General features: G+C 41.8%; 21 protein-coding genes. 5 read left to right on the top strand and 16 right to left on the bottom strand.

Annotated elements, in window-relative coordinates:
- Positions 1 to 110: 110 nt before the first annotated feature.
- Positions 111 to 344, bottom strand: a complete 234-nt coding sequence (locus G593_RS20500; RefSeq protein ID WP_029731496.1) for a winged helix-turn-helix domain-containing protein — start codon at positions 342 to 344, stop codon at positions 111 to 113.
- Positions 345 to 702: 358 nt separating this feature from the next.
- On the opposite strand from G593_RS20500, the gene G593_RS0109180 reads away from it, so the two are divergent.
- The gene (locus G593_RS0109180; RefSeq protein ID WP_029731495.1) at positions 703 to 1,737 is read left to right on the top strand and encodes a transposase; all 1,035 of its coding nucleotides are present in this window, start codon (positions 703 to 705) and stop codon (positions 1,735 to 1,737) included.
- 88 nt (positions 1,738 to 1,825) lie between these two features.
- On the opposite strand, the gene fdhD is transcribed toward G593_RS0109180, so the two are convergent.
- The 3 genes from fdhD to mgtE all read right to left on the bottom strand — a co-directional run bounded on the left by fdhD (position 1,826) and on the right by mgtE (position 5,322).
- Positions 1,826 to 2,638: a formate dehydrogenase accessory sulfurtransferase FdhD gene (gene fdhD / locus G593_RS0109175; protein WP_029731494.1), complete on the bottom strand. Its 813-nt coding sequence runs from the start codon at positions 2,636 to 2,638 to the stop codon at positions 1,826 to 1,828.
- Between the two features lie 372 nt (positions 2,639 to 3,010).
- Complete coding sequence (locus G593_RS0109170; protein ID WP_029731493.1) at positions 3,011 to 3,676, bottom strand: HAD family hydrolase; 666 nt, start codon at positions 3,674 to 3,676, stop codon at positions 3,011 to 3,013.
- Positions 3,677 to 3,927: 251 nt separating this feature from the next.
- Positions 3,928 to 5,322, bottom strand: a complete 1,395-nt coding sequence (mgtE, locus tag G593_RS0109165; protein WP_029731492.1) for a magnesium transporter — start codon at positions 5,320 to 5,322, stop codon at positions 3,928 to 3,930.
- Between the two features lie 620 nt (positions 5,323 to 5,942).
- Here mgtE and G593_RS0109160 point away from each other — a divergent pair.
- The 4 genes from G593_RS0109160 to pckA all read left to right on the top strand — a co-directional run bounded on the left by G593_RS0109160 (position 5,943) and on the right by pckA (position 11,856).
- A complete protein-coding gene (locus G593_RS0109160; RefSeq protein WP_029731490.1) occupies positions 5,943 to 6,434 on the top strand; it encodes a MarR family winged helix-turn-helix transcriptional regulator in 492 nt (163 codons plus the stop codon).
- Position 6,435: 1 nt separating this feature from the next.
- Complete coding sequence (locus tag G593_RS0109155; protein ID WP_029731489.1) at positions 6,436 to 8,169, top strand: ABC transporter ATP-binding protein; 1,734 nt, start codon at positions 6,436 to 6,438, stop codon at positions 8,167 to 8,169.
- 67 nt (positions 8,170 to 8,236) lie between these two features.
- Entirely contained in the window at positions 8,237 to 10,102 is a 1,866-nt protein-coding gene (locus G593_RS0109150) for an ABC transporter ATP-binding protein (RefSeq protein ID WP_334290740.1), read from the top strand.
- 149 nt (positions 10,103 to 10,251) lie between these two features.
- Positions 10,252 to 11,856 carry a phosphoenolpyruvate carboxykinase (ATP) gene (gene pckA / locus G593_RS0109145; protein WP_029731487.1) on the top strand — a complete coding sequence of 535 codons (1,605 nt, stop codon included), beginning with the start codon at positions 10,252 to 10,254 and terminating at the stop codon, positions 11,854 to 11,856.
- Positions 11,857 to 12,063: 207 nt separating this feature from the next.
- Here pckA and G593_RS19440 read toward each other — a convergent pair whose 3' ends face one another.
- The 12 genes from G593_RS19440 to G593_RS0109085 form a co-directional block, all read right to left on the bottom strand.
- The gene (locus G593_RS19440; protein WP_242827072.1) at positions 12,064 to 12,294 is read right to left on the bottom strand and encodes a (2Fe-2S)-binding protein; all 231 of its coding nucleotides are present in this window, start codon (positions 12,292 to 12,294) and stop codon (positions 12,064 to 12,066) included.
- 147 nt (positions 12,295 to 12,441) lie between these two features.
- Complete coding sequence (locus G593_RS0109135; protein ID WP_022278865.1) at positions 12,442 to 14,199, bottom strand: 1-deoxy-D-xylulose-5-phosphate synthase; 1,758 nt, start codon at positions 14,197 to 14,199, stop codon at positions 12,442 to 12,444.
- Between the two features lie 2 nt (positions 14,200 to 14,201).
- Entirely contained in the window at positions 14,202 to 14,591 is a 390-nt protein-coding gene (locus G593_RS0109130) for a MerR family transcriptional regulator (protein WP_022278866.1), read from the bottom strand.
- A 184-nt stretch (positions 14,592 to 14,775) separates the two neighbouring features.
- A complete protein-coding gene (locus G593_RS0109125) occupies positions 14,776 to 15,288 on the bottom strand; it encodes a hypothetical protein (RefSeq protein ID WP_044994319.1) in 513 nt (170 codons plus the stop codon).
- A gap of 10 nt (positions 15,289 to 15,298) precedes the next feature.
- Entirely contained in the window at positions 15,299 to 15,811 is a 513-nt protein-coding gene (locus G593_RS0109120; protein WP_029731485.1) for a GNAT family N-acetyltransferase, read from the bottom strand.
- 87 nt (positions 15,812 to 15,898) lie between these two features.
- Entirely contained in the window at positions 15,899 to 16,873 is a 975-nt protein-coding gene (locus tag G593_RS0109115; RefSeq protein WP_029731484.1) for a type II CAAX endopeptidase family protein, read from the bottom strand.
- A 33-nt stretch (positions 16,874 to 16,906) separates the two neighbouring features.
- Positions 16,907 to 17,494, bottom strand: coding sequence for a GNAT family N-acetyltransferase (locus G593_RS0109110; RefSeq protein ID WP_029731483.1), 588 nt, complete (start codon positions 17,492 to 17,494; stop codon positions 16,907 to 16,909).
- Complete coding sequence (locus G593_RS0109105; protein ID WP_029731482.1) at positions 17,491 to 18,213, bottom strand: NAD-dependent protein deacylase; 723 nt, start codon at positions 18,211 to 18,213, stop codon at positions 17,491 to 17,493. Before G593_RS0109105 ends, G593_RS0109110 begins: the two co-directional genes overlap by 4 nt.
- Positions 18,214 to 18,225: 12 nt before the next feature.
- Entirely contained in the window at positions 18,226 to 18,879 is a 654-nt protein-coding gene (locus G593_RS0109100) for an HAD family hydrolase (protein WP_029731481.1), read from the bottom strand.
- Between the two features lie 51 nt (positions 18,880 to 18,930).
- Positions 18,931 to 19,413: a MarR family winged helix-turn-helix transcriptional regulator gene (locus G593_RS0109095; protein ID WP_029731480.1), complete on the bottom strand. Its 483-nt coding sequence runs from the start codon at positions 19,411 to 19,413 to the stop codon at positions 18,931 to 18,933.
- 142 nt (positions 19,414 to 19,555) lie between these two features.
- Positions 19,556 to 21,256, bottom strand: coding sequence for an acetyl-CoA carboxylase carboxyl transferase subunit (locus G593_RS0109090; RefSeq protein ID WP_029731479.1), 1,701 nt, complete (start codon positions 21,254 to 21,256; stop codon positions 19,556 to 19,558).
- A 44-nt stretch (positions 21,257 to 21,300) separates the two neighbouring features.
- On the bottom strand, positions 21,301 to 22,641 hold the full coding sequence (locus G593_RS0109085) for an acetyl-CoA carboxylase biotin carboxylase subunit (protein ID WP_029731478.1): 1,341 nt from the start codon (positions 22,639 to 22,641) through the stop codon (positions 21,301 to 21,303).
- Positions 22,642 to 22,647: the final 6 nt, after the last annotated feature.

The raw sequence follows: 22,647 nt of genomic DNA, 5'->3' as shown, positions 1-22,647 counted from the left end.
ATTAATCAGCTTTTCCTAAAAGCAAAAAATCGCATGGACTCTTCATCCGCTCTATTTCACATTTTATAAAAGGTATATATCAACCAACATTTACCATATTCCATTTAATTTTAGCCTATATCCAAATAGTAACCTACCTTCCGTATACTCTGAATCATCTTTGCAGCTTCCGGATTGGACTTTTCCAGTTTTTTTCTCAGTCTGCGTACAAAGCACCAGATCATATTGGCAGAATCTACTCCATAAGGTTCCCTCCACAATCGTTCAAAAATAATTTCATGTTTCACTACTTGTTTTGGTGCATCTGCAAGTAAGTAAAGGAAGGCAATCTCCCGTTCATTCAAATCTTTCAGCTGATGATCTTCCCCAAAAACAGCGTGGTAACGCCAATCGATTAAAAGCTTCCCTCTTCGGATAATATCTTGCCGTTCCTTTTCTTTTCCAATATTCCATGTAATATCAGAACGCCTGAGTAAAGAATATAAATAAATCTATAAATGAGCAAGTTCGTGATTTTGCATAAAAGAAAGACACCTTGAATTCGATAGTGTTGTATAATGAAAGTGCCAAAACAAACATTTGCAACATTTACGAAAGAAGGTGTCTCTCGCAAATACTATACATCATTCCTCATTCATATACAACCAGTTTAAAAAATTAAACTTATGCAAATTTTATTCGAACCGAGTAATAAACCATCTTATGAGTATCCTAATCAGTATTTTCATTTCAGGATATCATGGAAAAACCACGGACTTTGCTAAAAACAGTTCCTGTCACAGAACTACGATTGCCCATTTCCTCAATTCCGGAAAATGGGATGATTCATTATTTTCAGATACGTTAAAATGCTCTGTCATTGAGATTATTTATTCAGAAGCAGCACGCACCGGAAAGCCTGTTTTCTGTATTGTGGACGATACGATTGCTTCAAAGACAAAGCCTTTGTCACGGGCTTTACATCCGATTGAAGATGCGTATTTTCACCAATCCCATTTAAAGGGAAAACAGGATTACGGGCATCAGGCAGTTGCTGTTATGCTTTCCTGCAATGGCATTGTTCTGAACTATGCTTTTGTAATGTACAATAAGTCAATTTCCAAGATTGACATTGTACGAAGCATTGCAAAGGAGCTGCCTGTTCCACCGGTAATGTCCTATTTTCTTTGTGACTGCTGGTATGTTTCTGAAAAGATAATCAATACCTTTGCACAGAGAGGGTTCCATACCATCGGTGCTTTGAAAACAAACCGTTTGCTGTATCCATCGGGAATGAAAAAGAAACTTCGTGAACTGGCCGCCGAATTGTCTGTTACACATCGTGAATTTGACCTTGTGACAGTCAAAAAACGAAACTATTATGTGTACCGGTACGAGGGAAACCTCAACGGCATAGAAAATGCGGTAGTTCTTTTGAGTTATCCGGAAAAAGCATTTGGTAATCCCAAAGCATTGCGTGCTTTCATCAGTACAAACGTAGCCCTATCTACACAGGAGATTCTTTCCTGGTATGTGTGTCGATGGCCGATTGAAGTATTTTTCTGCCAATGTAAGGAGAAACTGGCACTGGACGGCTATCAGATACGCTCTGCACAGGGAATCAAAAGGTACTGGCTGCTTATGTCACTGGCACATTTCATGTGTGCAGTAGGTACTGGTAGATTCTGCTCGTTTGAAACTGGATATCACGAAATCTGTGATACCATTCAGCTGGAAAAGTATCGTTATCTTTTTTAATGCGCAAAGGAAAGTAATGATTTTGATTCATTTATGAAATTCGCAGTGTAGTTTTGTGCAATTTTTCAAATTTGCTCATTTATAGGTCTTATTCTTTATACAGCGTATATTGCATCATCTTGTGATTCTTCGCTCTTCCAATCATCGTCAATCCATATTCCTGTGCCAGTTTTACAGCTTCTGCCGTCGGAGTCTTTTTACTTGCCACAAGTGGAATTCCTGCCCGGATTACTTTTGTAATCATGTCAATCGGGAGCCGTCCGGTCGTAAATACTGCACATTCATGAAAATCATAATCCTGCATAAGTGCATAGCCAATCGCTTTGTCCAGTGCATTATGGCGTCCGATATCCTCACAGGAATACACAATCTTTCCCTTATATGCAAGAAAGCAACTGTGTGTTGACCATGTCGCCTCATGCAATGGCATATCCTGATGAAAGGCTTCGTCAAATGCATACATAAGTTCCAGACTAACTTCTACCGGCTCCAGATGCTGCAATTCTTTTTCCACTGCAAATCCACTATATATGGTCTTATTATCCGTACAACAAGTCGGTGTATCCATGACTTCTGCACTCAGATTATCATTTACTAATCCACAATGTTCTGAAACAAGTTGTACTCTCGCCCTGGTCCCATGCTCACAGATATAAAGGTATTCCACTTCCTCTGATGAATAAATCATGCCTTCGCTGACCATTCGTCCCAGTACCAGTCCCGGCAAATCCTTCGGTGTACACACTAATTTCATCGTCAGCACATCATTAATATACACGTCCATACGATGCTCCGATAAAAGCATCTCTGACTTTTCTACAGCATTCCCGTCCGGATCAATATATAATCCTGTAACTGGATAAATCGCTTCTGCTTCCTCATATTGATTATTTATCTTCATACCACTTCGTCCTTTTCATACAACATATATTTGACACACACACATATCAGTGTTAATATACTTATATAAAAGGTACTGCCAATGGCGATTTACCTGATCATTGTAAATAAAAAATAACCGTATTAGTTTCTCAGGCTAACAGGCGGTTATTTTTTTTGCCAAGCATGCAACCAAAGATCCAGTGAATCTTTGGTTGCGGTCTTATTGTTACATCCCATTGCATATCCAAGACCAAATGAATTAAGAATAAACCGCCAGATACACCAATGCTGACAGCACCTTACATTTATTGTATCAATTCTATGCTTTTCATGCAATACTTTTGTATATTTTTAAGATATATTATTTATCTAAAAATAAACGAATCATTTTTTATATCTTTTCTAACACCGCCATCGGTGTCTCTAGCTGTTCAAACTTCTCTTTTCGGATATCCAGTTCCGGCACTTCTTTGATGTACCACCGTGCCTGAAGCGCAGTCATTCCCATAATATCTGCTGCCTCCAGTTCATGGCTCCCGCCATCTCCGATGTACAAACATTCTCCGGCTCTCACTCCAAGCCCTTCCATACACTTTAGGAATATTTCCGGATCTGGCTTTTTCATTCCCAGTTCATAAGACAGACATGTCTCATCAAAATATGGAAATAACTGGCTTTCCCGGATCAATACCGCTTCCTCAGAATAACAGTTACTAATCAGTCCGATTTTAATCTTTTTTTCTTTTAATGCCTGAAGCATCGGAATAATTTCCGGGTGAAGATGACAAAAACAGTCTGCTTTTGCTGCCTTTCTTCCGGAAATAATAGTCTGGAATGTCTCCTCGCTGTATTTTCCGGTCTGTCTCAATATCTGCTCAATTGTCTCTTCCAATGTCTGCTTTCCAATGGTCCGGTCATTCTCACTCGGAATCCAAAGTGCATCAAATAACATCGGATCTATGGCGGCATCTGCTGCCATCTGCGCCCGGAAATATACCGGTCCTCCATACTGTGTGATCAAAGTCTCATACATATCAAAAATAACTGCTTTTATCATAAATATCTCCTTTTTCGTTAAATTACTCTCTCTTACCACCACCTTGCGAAGTAAGAAAATATAAAACCCGCCGGATACCAATTTTGTACTAATTGTAGCATTTTAGGATATTTTACAAGTCTAGCGACATAAAAATCCAACTGTTTGAGCTCTGCGAGTTTTTGGATTTTTATGTCAATAGGCGATGCAGTAAAATGTTCTAAAATCTACATAGTAAAAAATTGGTATCCGGCGGGTTCAATTATATTTCCTTACCCCGCAAGATGCAGCATCTCAATAAGGAAAATCCAGCTCAATCCATAGTAAGTCACAACTGCTACCAGGTCGTTGATGGTCGTGATCAATGGTCCGGATGCTACAGCCGGATCAACATTAATTTTCTTAAAGAACAGTGGAATACATGTTCCGATTGCTCCGGAAATGACCATCGCAACTACAAGTGCTATTCCGATGCAGCCTGAAACTGCATAAGCGAACATAAAAGTCTTTCCTTTAAAGAGTGCAATATAAAGTCCGATTACAAGAAATGACAATGTTCCCAGAATCAGACCGTTCGAAAATCCGATTGTCATTTCCTTCCATACTAATTCCGCCTTCTGTTTTCCGGTCAGGGACTCGTCCATCAGAACACGGATTGTTACGGCCAGTGACTGTGTTCCCACATTTCCTGCCATATCCAGGATCAGTGACTGGAAACACATAATAATCGTAAGCTGACTTACAACTGTCTCAAATACACCAACTACTGATGAAACGACCATGCCAAGTCCTAACAATACCAGCAGCCACGGAAGTCTCTTTTTCAGGCTCTCACGCAGAGGCTCTTTCAAATCTTCCTCCGCTGTCAGACCGGCAAACATCGCGTAGTCCTCTCCCATCTCGTCATCGACCAATTCTACGATGCTCTGTGAGGTGATAACTCCAAGCAATTTGTTATCATTATCCAGTACCGGAATGGAATTCTCGGAATAATCTTTCAGCTTTTCAATACAATCATCTATCAGTTCATTTCCATATACATATGGGTATGATGTCACGATCAGATCTTCCAGACATGCATCCTGTCTTGCAATAATCAAATCTTTCAAATCTAATGCTCCGTAAAATGTGGAATCTTCTGTCACCATAAATATAGTAGAAATGTTATCGTTCTTTGCTGCCTGACCGATTAAGCTGCTCATTGCCTGCTTTACAGTCAGATTCTCACGGATCATGATGCAGTTAGTTGTCATCTTACTTCCGATTTCTTCCTCGTCAAATGAAGCAATGATTGCCATATCTTTTCTCGCCTCATCATCCATCAGCTCGATCAAAAGTACTTTTTTCTCCTTCGGTGTCATACGGAGAACATCTACAACGGCATCTGTCTCCATTCCTGAAAGAATACACGCTGCCTTACGCACATCCATCTCATCCAGATACTCTGCTGCCTGCTTCTCATCAATATACTCAAAAATGTCTGAAAGCATATCCAGATTCAGAATTCTGCAGACTTTCCGTCTCTCTGCTGCTGTCAGCTCGGAAAATACATCTGCCAGGTCATTTTCATGATAATCCTCCAGTTTGTTACGCATAACTCCCGGCGAAGTATTACCTCTGATGATAGCCAAGATTTCTGACTGATAATCCTGTGTTTTGTTTTCCATCTTGGGAAACCTCCTTATCCTGTTTTCTCATTTCCGCAAGAAGCACAAAAATTAAAACATCAAGAGACACTTTAGCTGTTGACATTAAAATCTTTATCCTTCTTGCATCTGTTTTTCACAGATCAGATAGCTGCATTTTTATGCATATGTTCGCTCATTGGAAAATAGGATAAGAAATGAATTGATAAATTCTATTTAGAAAAAACAGAACAGACTGTTACTCATATCTAATCCTATGTTCTTAGTTCGCCCATGACTATCGCAACTGTCCATTCTGTTCACCTGCCTTTTTTCTTAGAAATTTTGCCAATCATCCATTCCAGGCTCCATTTTGATTTCTGCCTGAAAATGAATCATTGTAGGAGTTCCTAATCACTCCTTCACATATTATAGTATTATCCACCTGACATTTCAACCACATTTTATTATTTTACAAGAATTTATCACTGCACAGCAAAGTCATTTTCTCATACTGCTCTTCTGTAGTTTTTTCTTAATTTTTATCTTCAGTTTACACTGCAGCTTTCTCTTATTTTTTCTCTTGACATTCTATTATATTGTCCATATAATGTTAAAAGTTAGGAAGCTAACAATTATTTCTTTGAGAATTGAGGTGTATTATGCAAGATACAAACAACCAAAATAATCCTCTGGAGCTGGGACGTCTGATCCACATTCTTTCCTGTAAGATGAAATGTCAAAATGACTGCTATACGATTTTAGAAGATAGTGATCTGACACCTGTCCAGCAACAGCTTTTAAAATTTATCTTGTTGGAATCTGCTCACAAACCAATATTCCAGCGGGATATTGAGGAAGCATTCCAGATCCGGCGGTCTACTGTCACCGGTATTATTAAACTGATTGAGCAAAAGGGCTATATTACACGAACCAGTGTTGAAAGCGATGCAAGACTAAAGCAACTGGTTCCGACAGAAAAAGCTGAGGCTTTGCGTCCACGTATTGTAGAACATATCAAAAAGTGTGAGGCCGCTTTGTCCGCCGGTATTCCTGATGACAAGCTCCATGTTTGCCGGGAAGTTCTCTGTCAGATGCTTGATAATCTTGCAGCTTCAAAATGTAATTGTACTGACAATAAAAAGGAGGCATAATATGAATAAAACACTGTTAAAATCAGTACGAGAATATAAGAAGCAATCCATTCTTGCTCCGCTTCTTGTCATTCTCGAAGTGCTGATGGAAGTTCTGATTCCACTCGAGATGGCAAAAATCATCGATGTAGGAATCGCAAATGGAAATATGTCCTACATTTTGCAGCGCGGCCTGATTCTTGTAGTCATGGCTATGCTTGCCCTGTTCTTTGGTGTTCAGGCTGGTAACATGGCAGCAATCGCAGGTGCCGGATACGCCAGAAACCTGCGCCACGACATCTTTTATAAGGTACAGGATTTCTCTTTCAAAAACATTGACCATTTTTCTACTTCAGGACTGGTTACACGTATGACAACAGATATCACAAATATCCAGATGGCATACATGATGAGTATTCGTCTTCTTGCAAGAGCTCCATTTATGATTATCTTATCATGGATCATGACACTGCTCCTCAATAAGACAATTTCACTCTTATTCCTGATTGTAATCCCGCTTCTTGGAGGAACACTGATCTACATTGCCAAAAAAGCGCACCCACATTTTATCAAAGTATTCGATGAATACGATGTACTGAACAACTCAGTCCAGGAAAATGTGAATGCTTCCCGTGTAGTGAAAGCATTCGTCCGCGAGGATTATGAAATTGACAAGTTCCACGACATTTCCAAATATGTATACAACCTTTTCACAAAGGCTGAGAAAATTGTTGCCTGGAACTCACCGGTCATGCAGTTTACCATGTACTCAGTCGTTCTGATCATGGTTCTGATCGGAGGCAAGAGCATCATTGCCGGCACTATGGAGACAGGCGAACTTACAAGTGTCATCGTTTACGCACTACAGATTATCGGATCTCTGATGATGGTTACATTTGTATTCGTTATGATCATGATCGCGGAGGCATCTTCTGACCGTATCACTGAAGTCATGAATGAAATTCCGGAAATGCAAGATCAGCCTGATGCAGTGACAGAAGTTCCAAACGGAGACATTGTATTCGACCATGTAGACTTCAGCTACGCAGGTGAAGGCGGAAATTTATCTCTGAAAAACGTTAATCTTCATATTGAGTCCGGACAGACTATCGGTATCATCGGTGGAACCGGAAGTGCAAAATCTTCCCTTGTCCAGCTCATCCCAAGACTTTACGATGTCACAAAAGGACGTGTCAAAGTCGGTGGCATTGATGTTCGTGATTATAGCCTGGAATCCCTGCGTGACCAGGTATCCATGGTTCTTCAGAAAAATGTACTGTTCTCTGGAACCATTTATGAAAACATCCGCTGGGGTGATGAAACTGCAAGCGATGAAGAAGTCAAACGTGTATGTAAGCTTGCGCAGGCTGACGGATTCGTTCAGGAGTTCCCGAACGGTTACAATACAAAAATCGTCCAGGGAGGTAACAATGTATCCGGTGGGCAGAAGCAGCGTCTGTGTATCGCAAGGGCGCTCCTTAAGAAACCAAAGATCCTGATTCTGGATGACTCTACCAGTGCAGTAGATACAAAGACGGATGCCCTGATCCGGAAAGCATTCCGCGAGGAAATTCCGAACACCACCAAGATCATCATTGCACAGCGCGTTTCTTCTATCGAAGATGCTGACCAGATCATCGTTCTGGATGGTGGACAGATCATGGGAATTGGAACATCTGAAGAATTATTAAAGACAAATGAAATTTACCGGGAAGTATATGAATCACAGGTAAAAGGAGGTGGCGATCATGAGTAATTCCAATAAGAAATATGAAGATATGACAGAACATAAAAAAAATAACAGACCTGAAAAGAAACCAAAAATGGATGCCACAACAATCGCCACCGGAAAACGGCTTCTGAAATATGTAATGGACAGCTACAAATATCAATTTATCCTTGTGTTCATCTGTATCCTGCTGAGTGCAGTTGCTTCTATCTCGGTATCTCTGTCTCTGAAATATCTGCTGGATGATTTCATCATTCCGCTGATCGGGCAAAAAAGTCCAAACTACACCGAGCTTTACCAGGCACTGATGGTTCTCGGAACCATTTTCCTGATCGGAGTAATTGCAACATTTACCTATACAAGAATGATGGTATACATTGGACAGGGCGTGTTAAAAAAAGTGCGCGACAATATGTTTGAGCACATGCAGACACTGCCAATCCGCTACTTTGACCAGAACACGAACGGATCTATCATGAGCCTTTACACGAACGATACTGATACATTAAGACAGATGATCAGCCAGGCTATCCCACAGGCACTGATGTCATTTTTCACTATCGTCGTAACATTTATCTCCATGCTCGTGCTAAGCCCGCTTCTTACCGTTCTTGCAGTACTCATCATCGGGGTTCTGATCTCTGCAACAAAGGCTATCGGCGCAAACAGTGGAAAATATTTCATCTGTCAGCAGATGGCGCTGGCAGATGTGACTGGATTTATTGAAGAGCGTATGAACGGGCAGCGTGTCATCAAAGTCTTCAATCACGAAGAAATTTCAGAAAAAGAGTTCGACGAACTAAATGACGCATTGTTCGAGTGCGCTGCAAATGCAAACAAATATGCAAATATGATGGGACCGGTCATCGGAAACACCGGAAACCTCCAGTTCGTACTGACTGCAGTTCTCGGCGGACTGCTTTCAGTTACTGGTGTGGGCGGTATTACCATCGGTGTCATCGCTTCTTACCTGCAGTTTACAAAGAGCTTTACACAGCCATTCATGCAGGTTGCACAGCAGTTCAATTCCATCGTCATGGCACTTGCAGGAGCAGAACGTATCTTTAAGCTCATTGACGAAGAACCGGAACAGGATACCGGTTCTGTCACACTGGTCAATGCAAAAAAAGATGAAAATGGAACGATTACTGAATGCACAGAACGTACCGGTAGGTGGGCATGGAAAAAGCCTGCTGACGAAAATGGTGCTGTGACTTATACTGAACTGACCGGAGATGTAAGATTCAAAGATGTGACATTTGGATACGATGAAGACAAAATTATTCTTCATGATATCAGCCTCTTTGCCAAACCTGGCCAGAAGCTGGCATTCGTAGGATCTACGGGCGCCGGTAAGACAACGATCACCAACCTGATCAATCGTTTCTACGACATTCAAAGCGGTGAAATCCTTTATGACGGCATCGACATTACAAAAATCAGAAAAGATGACTTGCGCCGTTCCCTCGGAATCGTTCTTCAGGATACACATTTGTTCACCGGAACGATCAAAGACAATATCCGTTACGGTAAACTAAATGCCACTGACGAAGAAATCTACCATGCTGCAAAACTTGCTCACGCGGACCAGTTCATCCAGATGCTGCCAAATGGTTACGATACATTACTAAGCGGTGACGGTGAGGAATTGTCCCAAGGACAAAGACAGCTTCTGTCTATTGCAAGAGCCGCTGTTGCCGATCCACCGGTACTGATTCTGGACGAGGCAACATCAAGTATTGATACCCGTACCGAGAGTATCGTACAGAAAGGTATGGACAATCTGATGAAGGAGCGTACCGTATTTGTTATCGCACACAGACTGTCCACAATTCGCAACAGTAACGCAATTATCGTCCTGGATCACGGTCGGATCATCGAACGCGGTGATCACGATGACCTGATTCAGCAAAAAGGAACCTATTATCAGCTTTATACCGGAAAATTGGAACTTTCCTAGGAAAAAATTGGTAATTTTGCACCGGAGGAATTTGTTAAAAATTTATTGATTTTGGAAATTAATAATGTATAATTAAATATGAATGGGGGAAATGTTCCAGCTATCGACCATTTCCCTTATTACATTTAAGAAAAGAGGTTTGGTTTAAGATGGCAGAAATCAATTTAAGCAAGTATGGTATTACTGGAACTACAGAAATCGTGTATAACCCTTCCTACGAGTTATTATTTGAGGAGGAGACAAACCCTGAACTTGAAGGTTACGAAAAAGGACAGGTCAGTGAACTCGGTGCAGTAAATGTAATGACAGGCATCTATACAGGACGTTCTCCTAAAGACAAATTTATCGTTATGGACGAAAATTCAAAAGACACAGTATGGTGGACATCTGATGAGTACAAGAATGACAATCATCCAGCTTCTGAAGAGACATGGAACGCTGTAAAGGATCTTGCGATCAAAGAACTCTCCAACAAAAAGCTTTATGTTGTAGATGCATTCTGCGGTGCTAACAAAGATACCCGTATGGCAATTCGTTTTATCGTAGAAGTAGCTTGGCAGGCTCATTTCGTTACAAATATGTTCATTCAGCCAACTGAGGAGGAACTTAAAGATTTCGAGCCAGATTTCGTTGTATATAATGCTTCTAAAGCTAAAGTTGAAAACTACAAAGAGTTAGGCTTAAATTCAGAGACAGCTGTATTATTCAACATCACAAGCAAAGAGCAGGTTATCGTAAACACATGGTATGGCGGAGAGATGAAAAAAGGACTGTTCTCTATGATGAATTACTTCCTTCCACTGAAGGGCATCGCTGCTATGCACTGCTCAGCTAACACAGATAAGAATGGTGAGAACACAGCAATCTTCTTCGGACTTTCCGGAACAGGTAAGACAACACTTTCCACAGACCCGAAACGTCTTCTGATTGGTGACGATGAGCACGGTTGGGATGACAACGGAGTATTCAACTTCGAGGGTGGATGCTACGCTAAGGTTATCAACCTTGATAAAGAGTCTGAGCCGGATATCTACAATGCAATTAAGCGCAATGCTCTTCTTGAGAACGTAACACTTGACGCTGAAGGAAAGATTGATTTTGCTGATAAGAGCGTAACAGAGAACACTCGTGTTTCTTACCCGATTCAGCATATCGAGAACATTGTACGCCCGATTTCTTCTGCACCTGCAGCTAAAAACGTCATCTTCCTGTCAGCAGACGCATTCGGCGTGCTTCCTCCAGTATCTGTACTGACACCAGAGCAGACACAGTACTACTTCCTGTCAGGATTTACAGCAAAACTTGCAGGAACAGAGCGTGGAATCACAGAGCCTACACCTACATTCTCAGCTTGCTTCGGACAGGCATTCTTAGAGCTGCATCCTACAAAATATGCAGAAGAGCTTGTTAAGAAGATGGAGAAGAGTGGAGCAAAGGCTTACCTTGTAAATACAGGATGGAATGGAACAGGAAAACGTATCTCCATCAAAGATACTCGTGGTATCATCGATGCAATCCTGAATGGAGATATCAAGAACGCTCCAACTAAGACGATTCCTTTCTTCAACTTTGAAGTTCCTACGGAACTTACAGGTGTTGATACAGGAATCCTTGATCCTCGTGATACTTACGCTGACGCTTCCGAGTGGGAAGAGAAAGCAAAAGATCTTGCCGGAAGATTCATCAAGAACTTCGCAAAATACGAAGGAAACGAAGCTGGAAAAGCACTCGTATCCGCTGGACCACAGTTATAAAAATTATTAAGACAATACAATACAAAGCTCCCGGGTTTTTACATCAACCCGGGAGCTTTTTCATTGTAAAATCTATTACTTAGTCCGTTTCAGTTTTGCAATTGACTTCTTCACGCACCACAGGCAGGTCGGAACACTGTAACAGCATGCTGCAATCCATGCTGCCTGATCCGCAAAACAGATTGCTGTGTAACCAAATTTTTATTCTCAATCATTATTCTCTTTCTTCTTTTCCTCTAACATATATTCGACCATCACTTCTCGAATATCGGAAGAACATCATGTCCCTTTTGGGCTTAATTCTTTGCATCTGTGTAAAGTACAAGCTCCAGTCATTTTCCTAATATCATTTAACGTCCTTGCCCCTTGCTCCATTGCCTTTATAATCTGATCTTTTGTAACATTTGAGCAGTAACAGATAATCTCTTCATTCTTCATATTCTCTTCCTCTGTGGTAAAATATTAATTTTTATTAATATTTTACCACAGAGAATTTTTAGTCTCAACTTATATCTGATGTTTTCCAATGCAGTTTCTGAGATTTCAGACTCCTACTCTGGCTTAGAAACTTAGTTCAGACAACTCTTATGCAAGAATCCTTGCAACATCTTCCACAATCTGCTCTTTTGTAAGATGGTTGTCTTTTAATACTTCTGTCACATCGTATCGATCCAGGAACTCTTTTTTCAGTCCGAAATTTAAAACTTTCATATGACTGTCACCGTAGAATCTGGCAATCTTCTCACCAAAACCACCGTCCAGAATTCCGTCTTCCAATGTAATTACAACACTATGGTCTTTCTTAAGATCTTCAAGCATTTCTTCATCCAGACCTGTAATGTAATACGGATTGATAACGGTTGCGTCTATTCCTGCTTTCTCTTTCATCAGATCCGCCACATCATTTCCTAATCCGTAAAATGTTCCAAGTCCGACAATTGCAACCTTACTTCCTTTTCTCGTCATCTCATACTTGTTTAGAATACTGAAATCTTTTGTGACTTCTTTTCCGTCTGAAATCACCTCTCCACCGGGAAGCTTGATCGCAACCGGATGTTCTTTCTGCTCTATGCTCCAGTCCAGCATTGCCAGATATTCTTCTTTCGTTGTCGGTGAAAGATAGACAAGATTCGGAATATTTGCCATCATCGGGATATCCTGCAGTCCAAGATGTGTCACATCGTTCATTCCATAGACAGAACCACTGAACGTAACAATCGTTGCCGGGCTATTATCGATACATACATCCTGTGCAATCTGATCAAAGGTTCTCTGTACAAATGTGCTATACACACCATAGACCGGCTTTCCGCCATTTGCTGCGATTCCTGCTGCCAGTGCAACCGCTGTCTCCTCTGCAATTCCAACATCGACAAACTGCTGTCCTGCTTCTTTTCGCTTATCCTCTGTAAATCCCAGAACTGTCGGAGTTCCGGAAGTAATGGCAACAACTGCCGGATCTTCTTTCATCTTCTTCATGAGATAATTGCACGTCACATCTGAGTAGTCCTCTTCTTCCATCTCATACAGGGGCTTTCCAGTCTCGATATGAAATGGTCCGTTGAAATGCCACTGCTCTTTGTGTTGTTCTGCCGGCGCATAACCTTTTCCTTTTAATGTATTAATATGCACAACGACTGCTTTTTTACTGTCCTTCACACTCTCAAATGCCTGAATCAGCTCAGCCACATCATTTCCATGGTCCACATAGATATAATCTAAGCCCATGGCACAGAACAGATTACACTCGGCCTGTCCATTCGTCTCACGAAGCAGCTTCAGATTCTTATAGATACCTCCGTGGTTCTCAGCAATCGACATATCATTGTCATTGACTACAATAATCAGATTGCCGCCAAGCTCTGCCGCGTAATCCAGTCCTTCTAACGCCTCACCGCCGCTTAAAGAGCCATCTCCGATCACCGCGATTACATTGCCATCTTCCCCATTGAGATCACGGGCTTTTGCAAGACCGCACGCCAGACTCACAGATGTAGATGTATGTCCGACAGTAAAGAAATCATGCTCACTTTCATGCGGATTTGTGTAACCGGACACATCGTCGTAATGCTCTTCATAGAGATATGCGTCTTTTCTTCCTGTCAGCATCTTATGTGGATAGCTCTGGTGTGACACATCAAATACAATTTTATCTTTCGGCGAATCAAACACATAATGAAGCGCGATTGTTGCCTCCACCATACCGAAATTCGGTCCGAAATGTCCGCCATGTTTACTTGCACGAATCAAAAGCGCATGGCGCATTTCCTCTGCAAGCTTTGGAAGTTCTGCTACTTCTATCTTCTTCACATCTTCTGGTCCATTTATCTTTTCAATATACATCTTTACTTACACTCCTTTTCTTCCCAGGTTAAAACCCCTGTCTTCACAGCCTCTTCATACCTGGACACTTTATATTTCAAGCGTTCCATCGTTGCCTCAATCTGCTGTTTCTGTTCCTCTAAAACGTCATACTGTTCCTTTAGAAGCTGTCTTCTCGCCTCAAATGTAGAGTCTCCTATCTGGAATAATTTTACATATTCAATCAATGCTTCAATTGGAACTCCTGCACTTCGCATACAAACAGCATGCTCTACCCAGCCAAGATCCGATTCCTGATAGTTACGAATCCCACTTGCCGTTCTCGAAACTGGCGGGATTAAACCAATACGCTCATAATATCTGAGCGTATCTTGAGAAATCTTAAATTTCTCACTGACTTCTTTAATTGTCATACAAAAAACACCTGCCTTCTACATGACATACTATAGCATCTGGAGTGAACTCCAAGTCAAGAAAAATATGCAAATTCAAGAATGCCTCGGTATTCTAGATTTTTCTTAGAAAAAAGAATGTGCCAGGGCACATTCTTTCGCTAAGTGCATTGCATAACGCCAATGACGCTGCGCAACGACTAAATTAAATAATATTCCAAAAACTCTTTTTCTTCTCTTCTATTGGCACAGGTTTCTTCTTACTGCGTACAATCTGCGCCCGCATACCTATGTTGGTAAACTCCTGGCAAAGTTTTACCGCCTGCTCTTTGTTAAGACCATCTTTTGCCGCAAATGGTGTCTGGGATAATTGGATTTTTCTGCTAAAATCGTATTTTTTTGCAAGCTGTACAAAGTCACTGCGCTGTCCAAAATATTCCATCACTCGTCCCAGTACGATTATCTGTCTTGATGGGAACTTTGGAATGTCGCATTCTTCCGGCATCGGCAGTATCTTATATTCTGCCTGATAATAGTCTAATGCAGTCTCAAAATATCCCGTACATTCCTCATCCAGATTATCATAAAGTACCACCGGGACATTCGATACTATCCTGTCTGCATCCTCTTTTTCAATTCTTGTAAGAATCTGCAGATATCTTGATATTTCAATATTATGGTTATTGCAATTTATCAGTTGAAGCTGATATGTTTTCATATGTGTCTCCTTAAAAAGCATAACTCATCTCATGCCATTCTTCATCGCCCCATACAGAAGCAGAGATACCTTCATCTTTGTAGCCCATTTTTTTATACATTTCCACTTTCTGTTCAAGGCATGTCAGTTTCAGCATCTTACGTCCGTTTGCCTGCTCACGCTTTACGTACTGGTTCATGATTTCTCTTGCAAGACCCTGCCTGCGGTATTCTGGCCGGACATCCAGCCCCAGAATGAAAATATTCTTTCCTTCCGGATTATGTACGGTAATATCTGTGAAAAACTCATCACGAAATGCTTCTTCATCTGTTGCCAGTCCATTTAAAAAGCCTGCGATCGTTCCAGTCTCTTTGTCTACCGCAACAAGAAAAAGCTCCGGTGCATGTTCCACCCTTTCAAACATATCTTTTTTAGAACATACCTCATGTGGTGGAAAACAGATCTTCTCAATCTCTGCTACTTCCTCTGCTTCATTTGCCCTGACAGATCGAAATTCGAATCTGTCTAATACATTTGCCGCCATCTTTATTCCCTCCCTATACTTTAATTGCCGACACTATATGATGTTGGAGGGAAAAGCCCCCCATTCAAGAATGCCGCTTTATCTTTGTTAAAAATGCAGACCTTGTATCGTACCTGCTACGATCATCATTCCTCCGGTTACAGCCAGTGCCAAGGCAAGTGCCAGCCAGATGAACTGTTGTTTGCGTTTTTCTTTTGGAAATAATTCTTTTGGATAACCTTCCCGCCCAAGATGTAACACGTGATTGCCCAGATACAAAATTGCCAGTCCCACGCCGCCATCTATCATATAAATTCCCATAAATGCCGGTGAAAGCTGAGAAACCTGGCTGGTTGCTGTATCCATTATAAAGTTCCACATTCCACTTCCATACATTCCAAGTGCTCTTGCCATCAGCTGCATCAAAAACTGCATCCCATAAAGCACCAGTACCGGAATGATATTATTGATTGCATGAAACATCACATTATAAAACATGTTGTTCGTCTCATAGACAAGATATCCGAGTACAATTCCAAGGAGAAATGTTGGGAAAAATCGTATGATACTTCCATGAAACAGACCAAACACTGCCGCTGTAACTAAAATTGGAATCCATTTTCCGTGTGTCTGATTCCAAATAGAATTAAAAAATACACCACGGAACACTGCTTCTTCACAGATTGCCGGTGCAATTCCAACAACTATAATTGCTACTATCATGGAGGAACTTGTGAACATACTGCTTAATCCGATTGATGTTTCAGTAACCATCTCAGGGGCAATATACATTTCAATCATGGTCACAACAGAGATTGCCTGACTCGCACCAAGGTAAATCAGTATCGTCCCCATGACCTCTGTAAGCTTCGGCTTATGAATCGGAAACACTGACCGGAAATTTCCACCAAACACTGCCACTGCTCCAACTGCTGTGCCCAGTAAAATCAATTCTCCGATCAAAGACCGTCCCATTCCTAACCATTGCGGCAGAAAGTCACTGAACACAAATACTTCCAGACCTGCCAGGATGATTACCAGTAATCCCTGCCAAAGTCTTAACTGTTTTTTCTCATTTTCCATATATTTCACCTTACCATCCATGTCTGCTGTATTCTAGTCCTTCAACATGTCCGCATCAAATTTCTTTGGAAACGTTTGAATTTCTTCATGAATTCCAATGATCTTCTCCATCCATATCATATTGTACCAGCGATGAAACTTGTATCCACATTTTTCAAATTCTCCTATCCTACGATAGCCAAGATGTTCATGAAACTGTGCACTGTTCTTTGTCAGATACTCATCGTCTTCCTCGGGATATCCAACACATGCTTCCATATTTAAAATTCCCATTTCTTTCAGACAATGTTCCAATGCACTATGAAGTTTTTTTCCTATTCCCATACGTTTACAATTCTGATCTACATATATGGAGGTTTCCACCGCCCAGGCATAAGCTGCGCGCTCCTTAAATGGACTGACATATGCATACCCCACGATTTTTCCATCATGTTCTGCCACCAGATATGGATATTTTTCAAGTGTATGTGCAATTCTTTCACGAAATTCCTCCAGGGAGGGAACTTCATATTCAAATGTAATTGCAGTTTCCCTGACATATGGTGCATAAATCTCCAACAATTCTTCTGTATCATCTAATGCTGCGACACGAATCACGATCTCTTTTTTTAATGTACTCATACTGTAATCTGACTCAATACCTCCCCGATTGGTGCGGCAATCGTAAGTTCTGCACGAACTGATTTTGCCGTTTCGCTCTTATTGATCACGACAAGATGTTTTCCTCTGAAATAATCTACAAATCCAGCTGCCGGATAAACGACCAGAGATGTTCCCCCTATGATCAGTGTGTCTGCCTGGCTGATCGCACGGATACTCTTGTCAATCATATTTTCATCCAGACTTTCCTCATAAAGTACGACATCCGGCTTGATCACTCCTCCACACTCACAATGTGGAACTCCTTTGCTGTTCTTTACATATGCTGCATCATAGAATTTCCCGCATTTTTGACAGTAATTGCGATGAATGCTTCCATGAATCTCATATACATTCTTGCTTCCTGCTGCCTGATGAAGTCCGTCAATATTCTGTGTAATGATTGCTTTAAGTTTTCCTGCCTGCTCAAGTTCTGCCAGCTTTTTGTGCGCGGCATTCGGCTTCGCATCTAAAAACATCATCTTTTCTTTGTAAAATTCATAAAATCCTTCTGTATTGCGCTTAAAGAAGGTATGACTGACGATCTGTTCCGGTGAATACTTGTATTTCTGCTGATACAGGCCGTCCGCACTTCGAAAATCCGGAATATTGCTCTCTGTAGATACTCCTGCTCCTCCGAAAAAGACAATATTTTCACTGTCATCAATGATTTCCTGCAACTCTTCGATTTCTTTATTCACAAAATCATCTCCCTATTTTACATTTTCCAGCCACTCAATGATCTGACCCAGATCCTCCAGACTGGCTGATGCATGTTCCAGTACCTCTTCCGGCACATCTACCATATCATGAATATAAATCGTTTCTCCACCGGCTGCGATTCCTGCCATGACTCCCGGTGTACTGTCTTCAACTACCAGACACTCCTTCGGATCGCGTCCGATCGCTTTTGCTGCATTCCAGAAAATATCCGGTTTGGGTTTACTTGCTTTTTGCGTGTCTCCATAGATAAATGCTGCAAAATATTCTGCTATTCCTGACATTTGAAGAACTTTTTCTCCACGCGATTGTCTTGTAGAAGTTGCAACTGCTGCCGGAATCTTCTTTTCTTCCAAATAGGAAAGGAGATCCATAAGCCCCTTCTTTTTAGGAACTCCGTCCCGCGCAAGCATCTCCATAAAAATCTCATCTTTTCGCTGTCTTGCTTCTTCATAACGAAATTCTCTGCCAAATGTATCTTCAAATATTCCCCTGATAATCGCTGCCGTCTTTCCCCGGCATTGATTCAGAAGTTCTGTCGTAATGAAATACCCCATTTCTTCTCCGACTTGCTTCCACGCAATCGTATACAGCCTCTCTGTATCAAACAAAGTGCCATCCATGTCAAATATCACGCCTCGGATCATATTGTACGCCTCACTCTTCTATACGTTCTCTCATCATCAGTCATTTTTTGTCTATTCTTTATCTATGCTGTCTGACGATTTTCCTTTGCTTTCTCTTGTATAATCGGTAAAGAATCCAGTCAGTGCGTCCAGCGTCTTTAACAGTACCGGAATCTCGCTCTCATCTAACTTGTCCACAATGGCCTGTGTCATCTGCTTATGATAATCTTCGTGATGATGATATGCATTTTCCCCTTTTTCCAGAAGACGTACATACACGACCCGTCGATCCTCTTTGCTGCGGAACCGGTCAACATAACCCTTTTTCACAAGACTATTCACAGCAGTTGTAAGTGATCCTACTGTAATATTCAGCTTCTTTGCAATGGTAGACATATTATTGCCCTCTCCAAGTCCGATTGCCTCTATGACGTGCATATCATTGTTGGTAATATCTTTAAATTCATCCGTAATAATTGCCTTACCTTCTACCTCCCAGATCTCATTGATCAGATTCACCAGGACATAGTTAATTGTTGCATATACATCACTCATTCGCACTGCTCCTTCATCCTTTACTTGCTTTTCATTATAGACGTTTTTTGTCAAAGAAGTCAACCTGCTCCTGCATTCCTTCTGAATTCTCTGACACTTGCATTTTACAGACAACTTTGTACTGATATATTTCAGATTCTGCTTACATCCGACGGAAGCGTTCATATCGGGAATCCACTAATTCTTGAATGTCTTTGTTTGTATATTCTTCCAGATACCCTTCGATATTTTTCTCCAGTTCATCTGCAATATTGCTCATCGTTTCTGCTGTAAAATGTTCTGGTTCTGCAAACACCTTCTCTACAATCCCCATTTCTTTTAAATCTGCTGCTGTCAGACGCATAACTTTTGCAGCCTGCGCAGCTTTCGTACTGTCCTTCCATAAAATGCTTGCAAAGCCTTCTGGTGAAAGAATGGAATAAATGGAATTCTCCAGCATCCATACCTGGTCTGAACCCGCCATTGCAAGTGCACCGCCGCTTCCACCTTCTCCGATAACAATACTAAGTATCGGGGTCTTCAGTGCTGACATCTCATACAGATTTCTTGCAATCGCCTCTCCCTGGCCGCGCTCTTCTGCGGAAATTCCGCAAAATGCTCCCGGCGTATCTACGAAGCAAATGACCGGGCGGTGGAATTTTTCTGCCTGCTTCATAAGACGCAATGCCTTCCGGTAGCCTTCCGGTGACGGCATACCAAAATTGTGTCCGATATTCTCTTTTGTATTCTGTCCCTTTGCCTGGGCAATGACTGTCACTGCTCTTCCGTGAAAGGTTGCGATTCCTCCGACAATTGCCGGATCATCAGCAAAATACCGATCTCCATGCAGTTCTATCAAATCCTGGAACAAAGCTTCTATATAGTGACCTGCAACCGGGCGGTCATTTCTTCTGGAAATCTGTACACGATCCCAGGCTTCCAGAGTTTTTGATCTGGTTTTTCTATTTTGAAATTCTTTTGTTGCTTTTTCGACTTTTTCATTTCCAGTCTGATGCATTTTCAGGATTTTTTCCAGCGTCTGCCGCATCTGCTGGCGTTCTACAATCTGGTCTACAAATCCATGTTCTTTTAAAAACTCGGATCTTTGGAATCCTTTCGGAAGTTTCTGACCGATCGTCTGCTCAATGACACGAGGACCTGCAAATCCAATCAGTGCTCCCGGCTCTGCCAGTATGATATCTCCAAGCATAGCAAAACTTGCCGTCACGCCACCGGTTGTTGGATCTGTCAGCACCGTAATATAAAGAAGTCCAGCGTCGCTGTGACGTTTCAGTGCAGCGGATGTCTTTGCCATCTGCATCAAAGACACGATTCCTTCCTGCATTCTTGCTCCGCCAGAGCATGTAAAGATGATAACCGGAAGCTTTTCTTCTGTCGCACGTTCTACCATTCTTGTAATTTTCTCACCTACGACTTCTCCCATGCTCGCCATTAAAAAACGTCCGTCACAGACTCCAAGCGCTGTCTCAATTCCATGAATTGCAGCTTTTCCAGTCACCACTGCCTCATCTAATCCAGTTGTTTGTTTTAATGCTTCCACCTTTTCCGGATACCCTTTATATCCAATCGGGTTCGTATTTTCAATTCCTCTGTCCCACTCTTCGAACGTATCCTCATCTGCAATTGACCGAATCCGCTCCGGTGCCGGCATGCGAAAATACCCATGACATTTCGGGCAAATATATCCGCCTGTTATAACGTCCTCTGTAATAATTGCTTTCTGACATTTGTTACATTTACACAGAAGTCCCTCCGGAACTTCCGGGCTTTGGTGTTTCCCACCGATATGCCCTTTTTTTCCGGAAGGACGTCTTGTTTTCTTAAACATATTATCTAACTTCATATGTCCACTCCTTATATTCTTTCACTCCACGGTTGTTGTATACCTTAATGCTTTATAGTATCTATGAAATTCACATTAAACTCTCCGGATTGATATACCGGGTTATTTAATAATTCATAGAGATAATCCACATTCGTGTCGATGCCCTCAATAATCACCTCTCCAAGTGCGCTCTGCATTTTCTGGATTGCTTCATCCCGGTTCTTCGCCCAGACGATGAGCTTTGCAACCATGGAATCATAATATGGAGAAATGCTGCATCCACTGTAAATTGCGGAATCTACACGGATTCCTTTTCCTCCCGGCAAATGAAGATCTGTAATAGTTCCAGGCGACGGCCGGAATCCTTTTTCCGGATTTTCCGCATTGATCCGGCACTCAATGGCATGCCCATTGATTTCAATATCCTGTTGAGCAAATGACAGCTTCTGTCCATCTGCAATACGGATCTGTTCTTTGATCAAGTCAATTCCAGTCACCCACTCAGTCACCGGATGCTCCACCTGAATTCGGGTATTCATCTCCATAAAGTAAAAGGCATCATTGTTCTCTAAAAGAAATTCAATGGTTCCGGCATTGACATAGCCTGCGGCTTTCGCAGCTTTTACTGCTGCCTCTCCCATCTTCTTTCGAAGCTTTGAAGACAACGCCGCTGACGGAGCCTCCTCAATCATTTTCTGATGATTTCTCTGAATAGAGCAGTCACGTTCTCCGAGATGCACTACATTTCCATAGGAATCTGCCAGAATCTGAAATTCGATATGTCTCGGCTCCTCCATAAAATGTTCAATATACATGGTATCATCGCCAAATGCCATCTGGCTTTCCTTCTGTGCGGTCTGAAAGCTTTGCGTGAATTCTTCTTCGGAATATGCCACACGCATGCCTTTTCCACCTCCGCCGAGGGCAGCTTTTATAATAACCGGGTAACCGATTTCCCGTGCAAGCAAAAGTCCGGTATGCACCTCACAGACCGGCTCCTTACTTCCTGGGATGACCGGAACACCTGCTGCTTCCATCGTATTTCTTGCTTCCTGCTTATTGCCAAGCTTTGCAATGACATTTGCCGGCGGTCCTATAAAGGTAATTCCGCACTGCTCACACAGTTCTGCAAATTTACTGTTCTCTGACAAAAAGCCAAAACCCGGGTGAATGGCGTCTGCCCCACTCACCACCGTTGCACTGATAATATTCTCCATACTTAAATAACTCTGAGATGACGGTGCCGGTCCGATACAGACCGCTTCATCTGCAAGCTTTGTATGAAGGGCTTCTGCGTCTGCCTCTGAATATACTGCAACCGTCTCAATTCCCATTTCCCGGCACGCACGGATAATCCGAACTGCAATCTCACCACGGTTCGCAATCAAAATCTTCTTAATCACACAGAT

Source organism: Dorea sp. AGR2135 (genome assembly GCF_000420885.1).
GTDB classification, from domain to species: domain Bacteria; phylum Bacillota; class Clostridia; order Lachnospirales; family Lachnospiraceae; genus Dorea; species Dorea formicigenerans.
The sequence above is the reverse complement of the archived record's forward strand: the minus strand, read 5'-3'. Positions and strand labels throughout refer to the sequence as shown.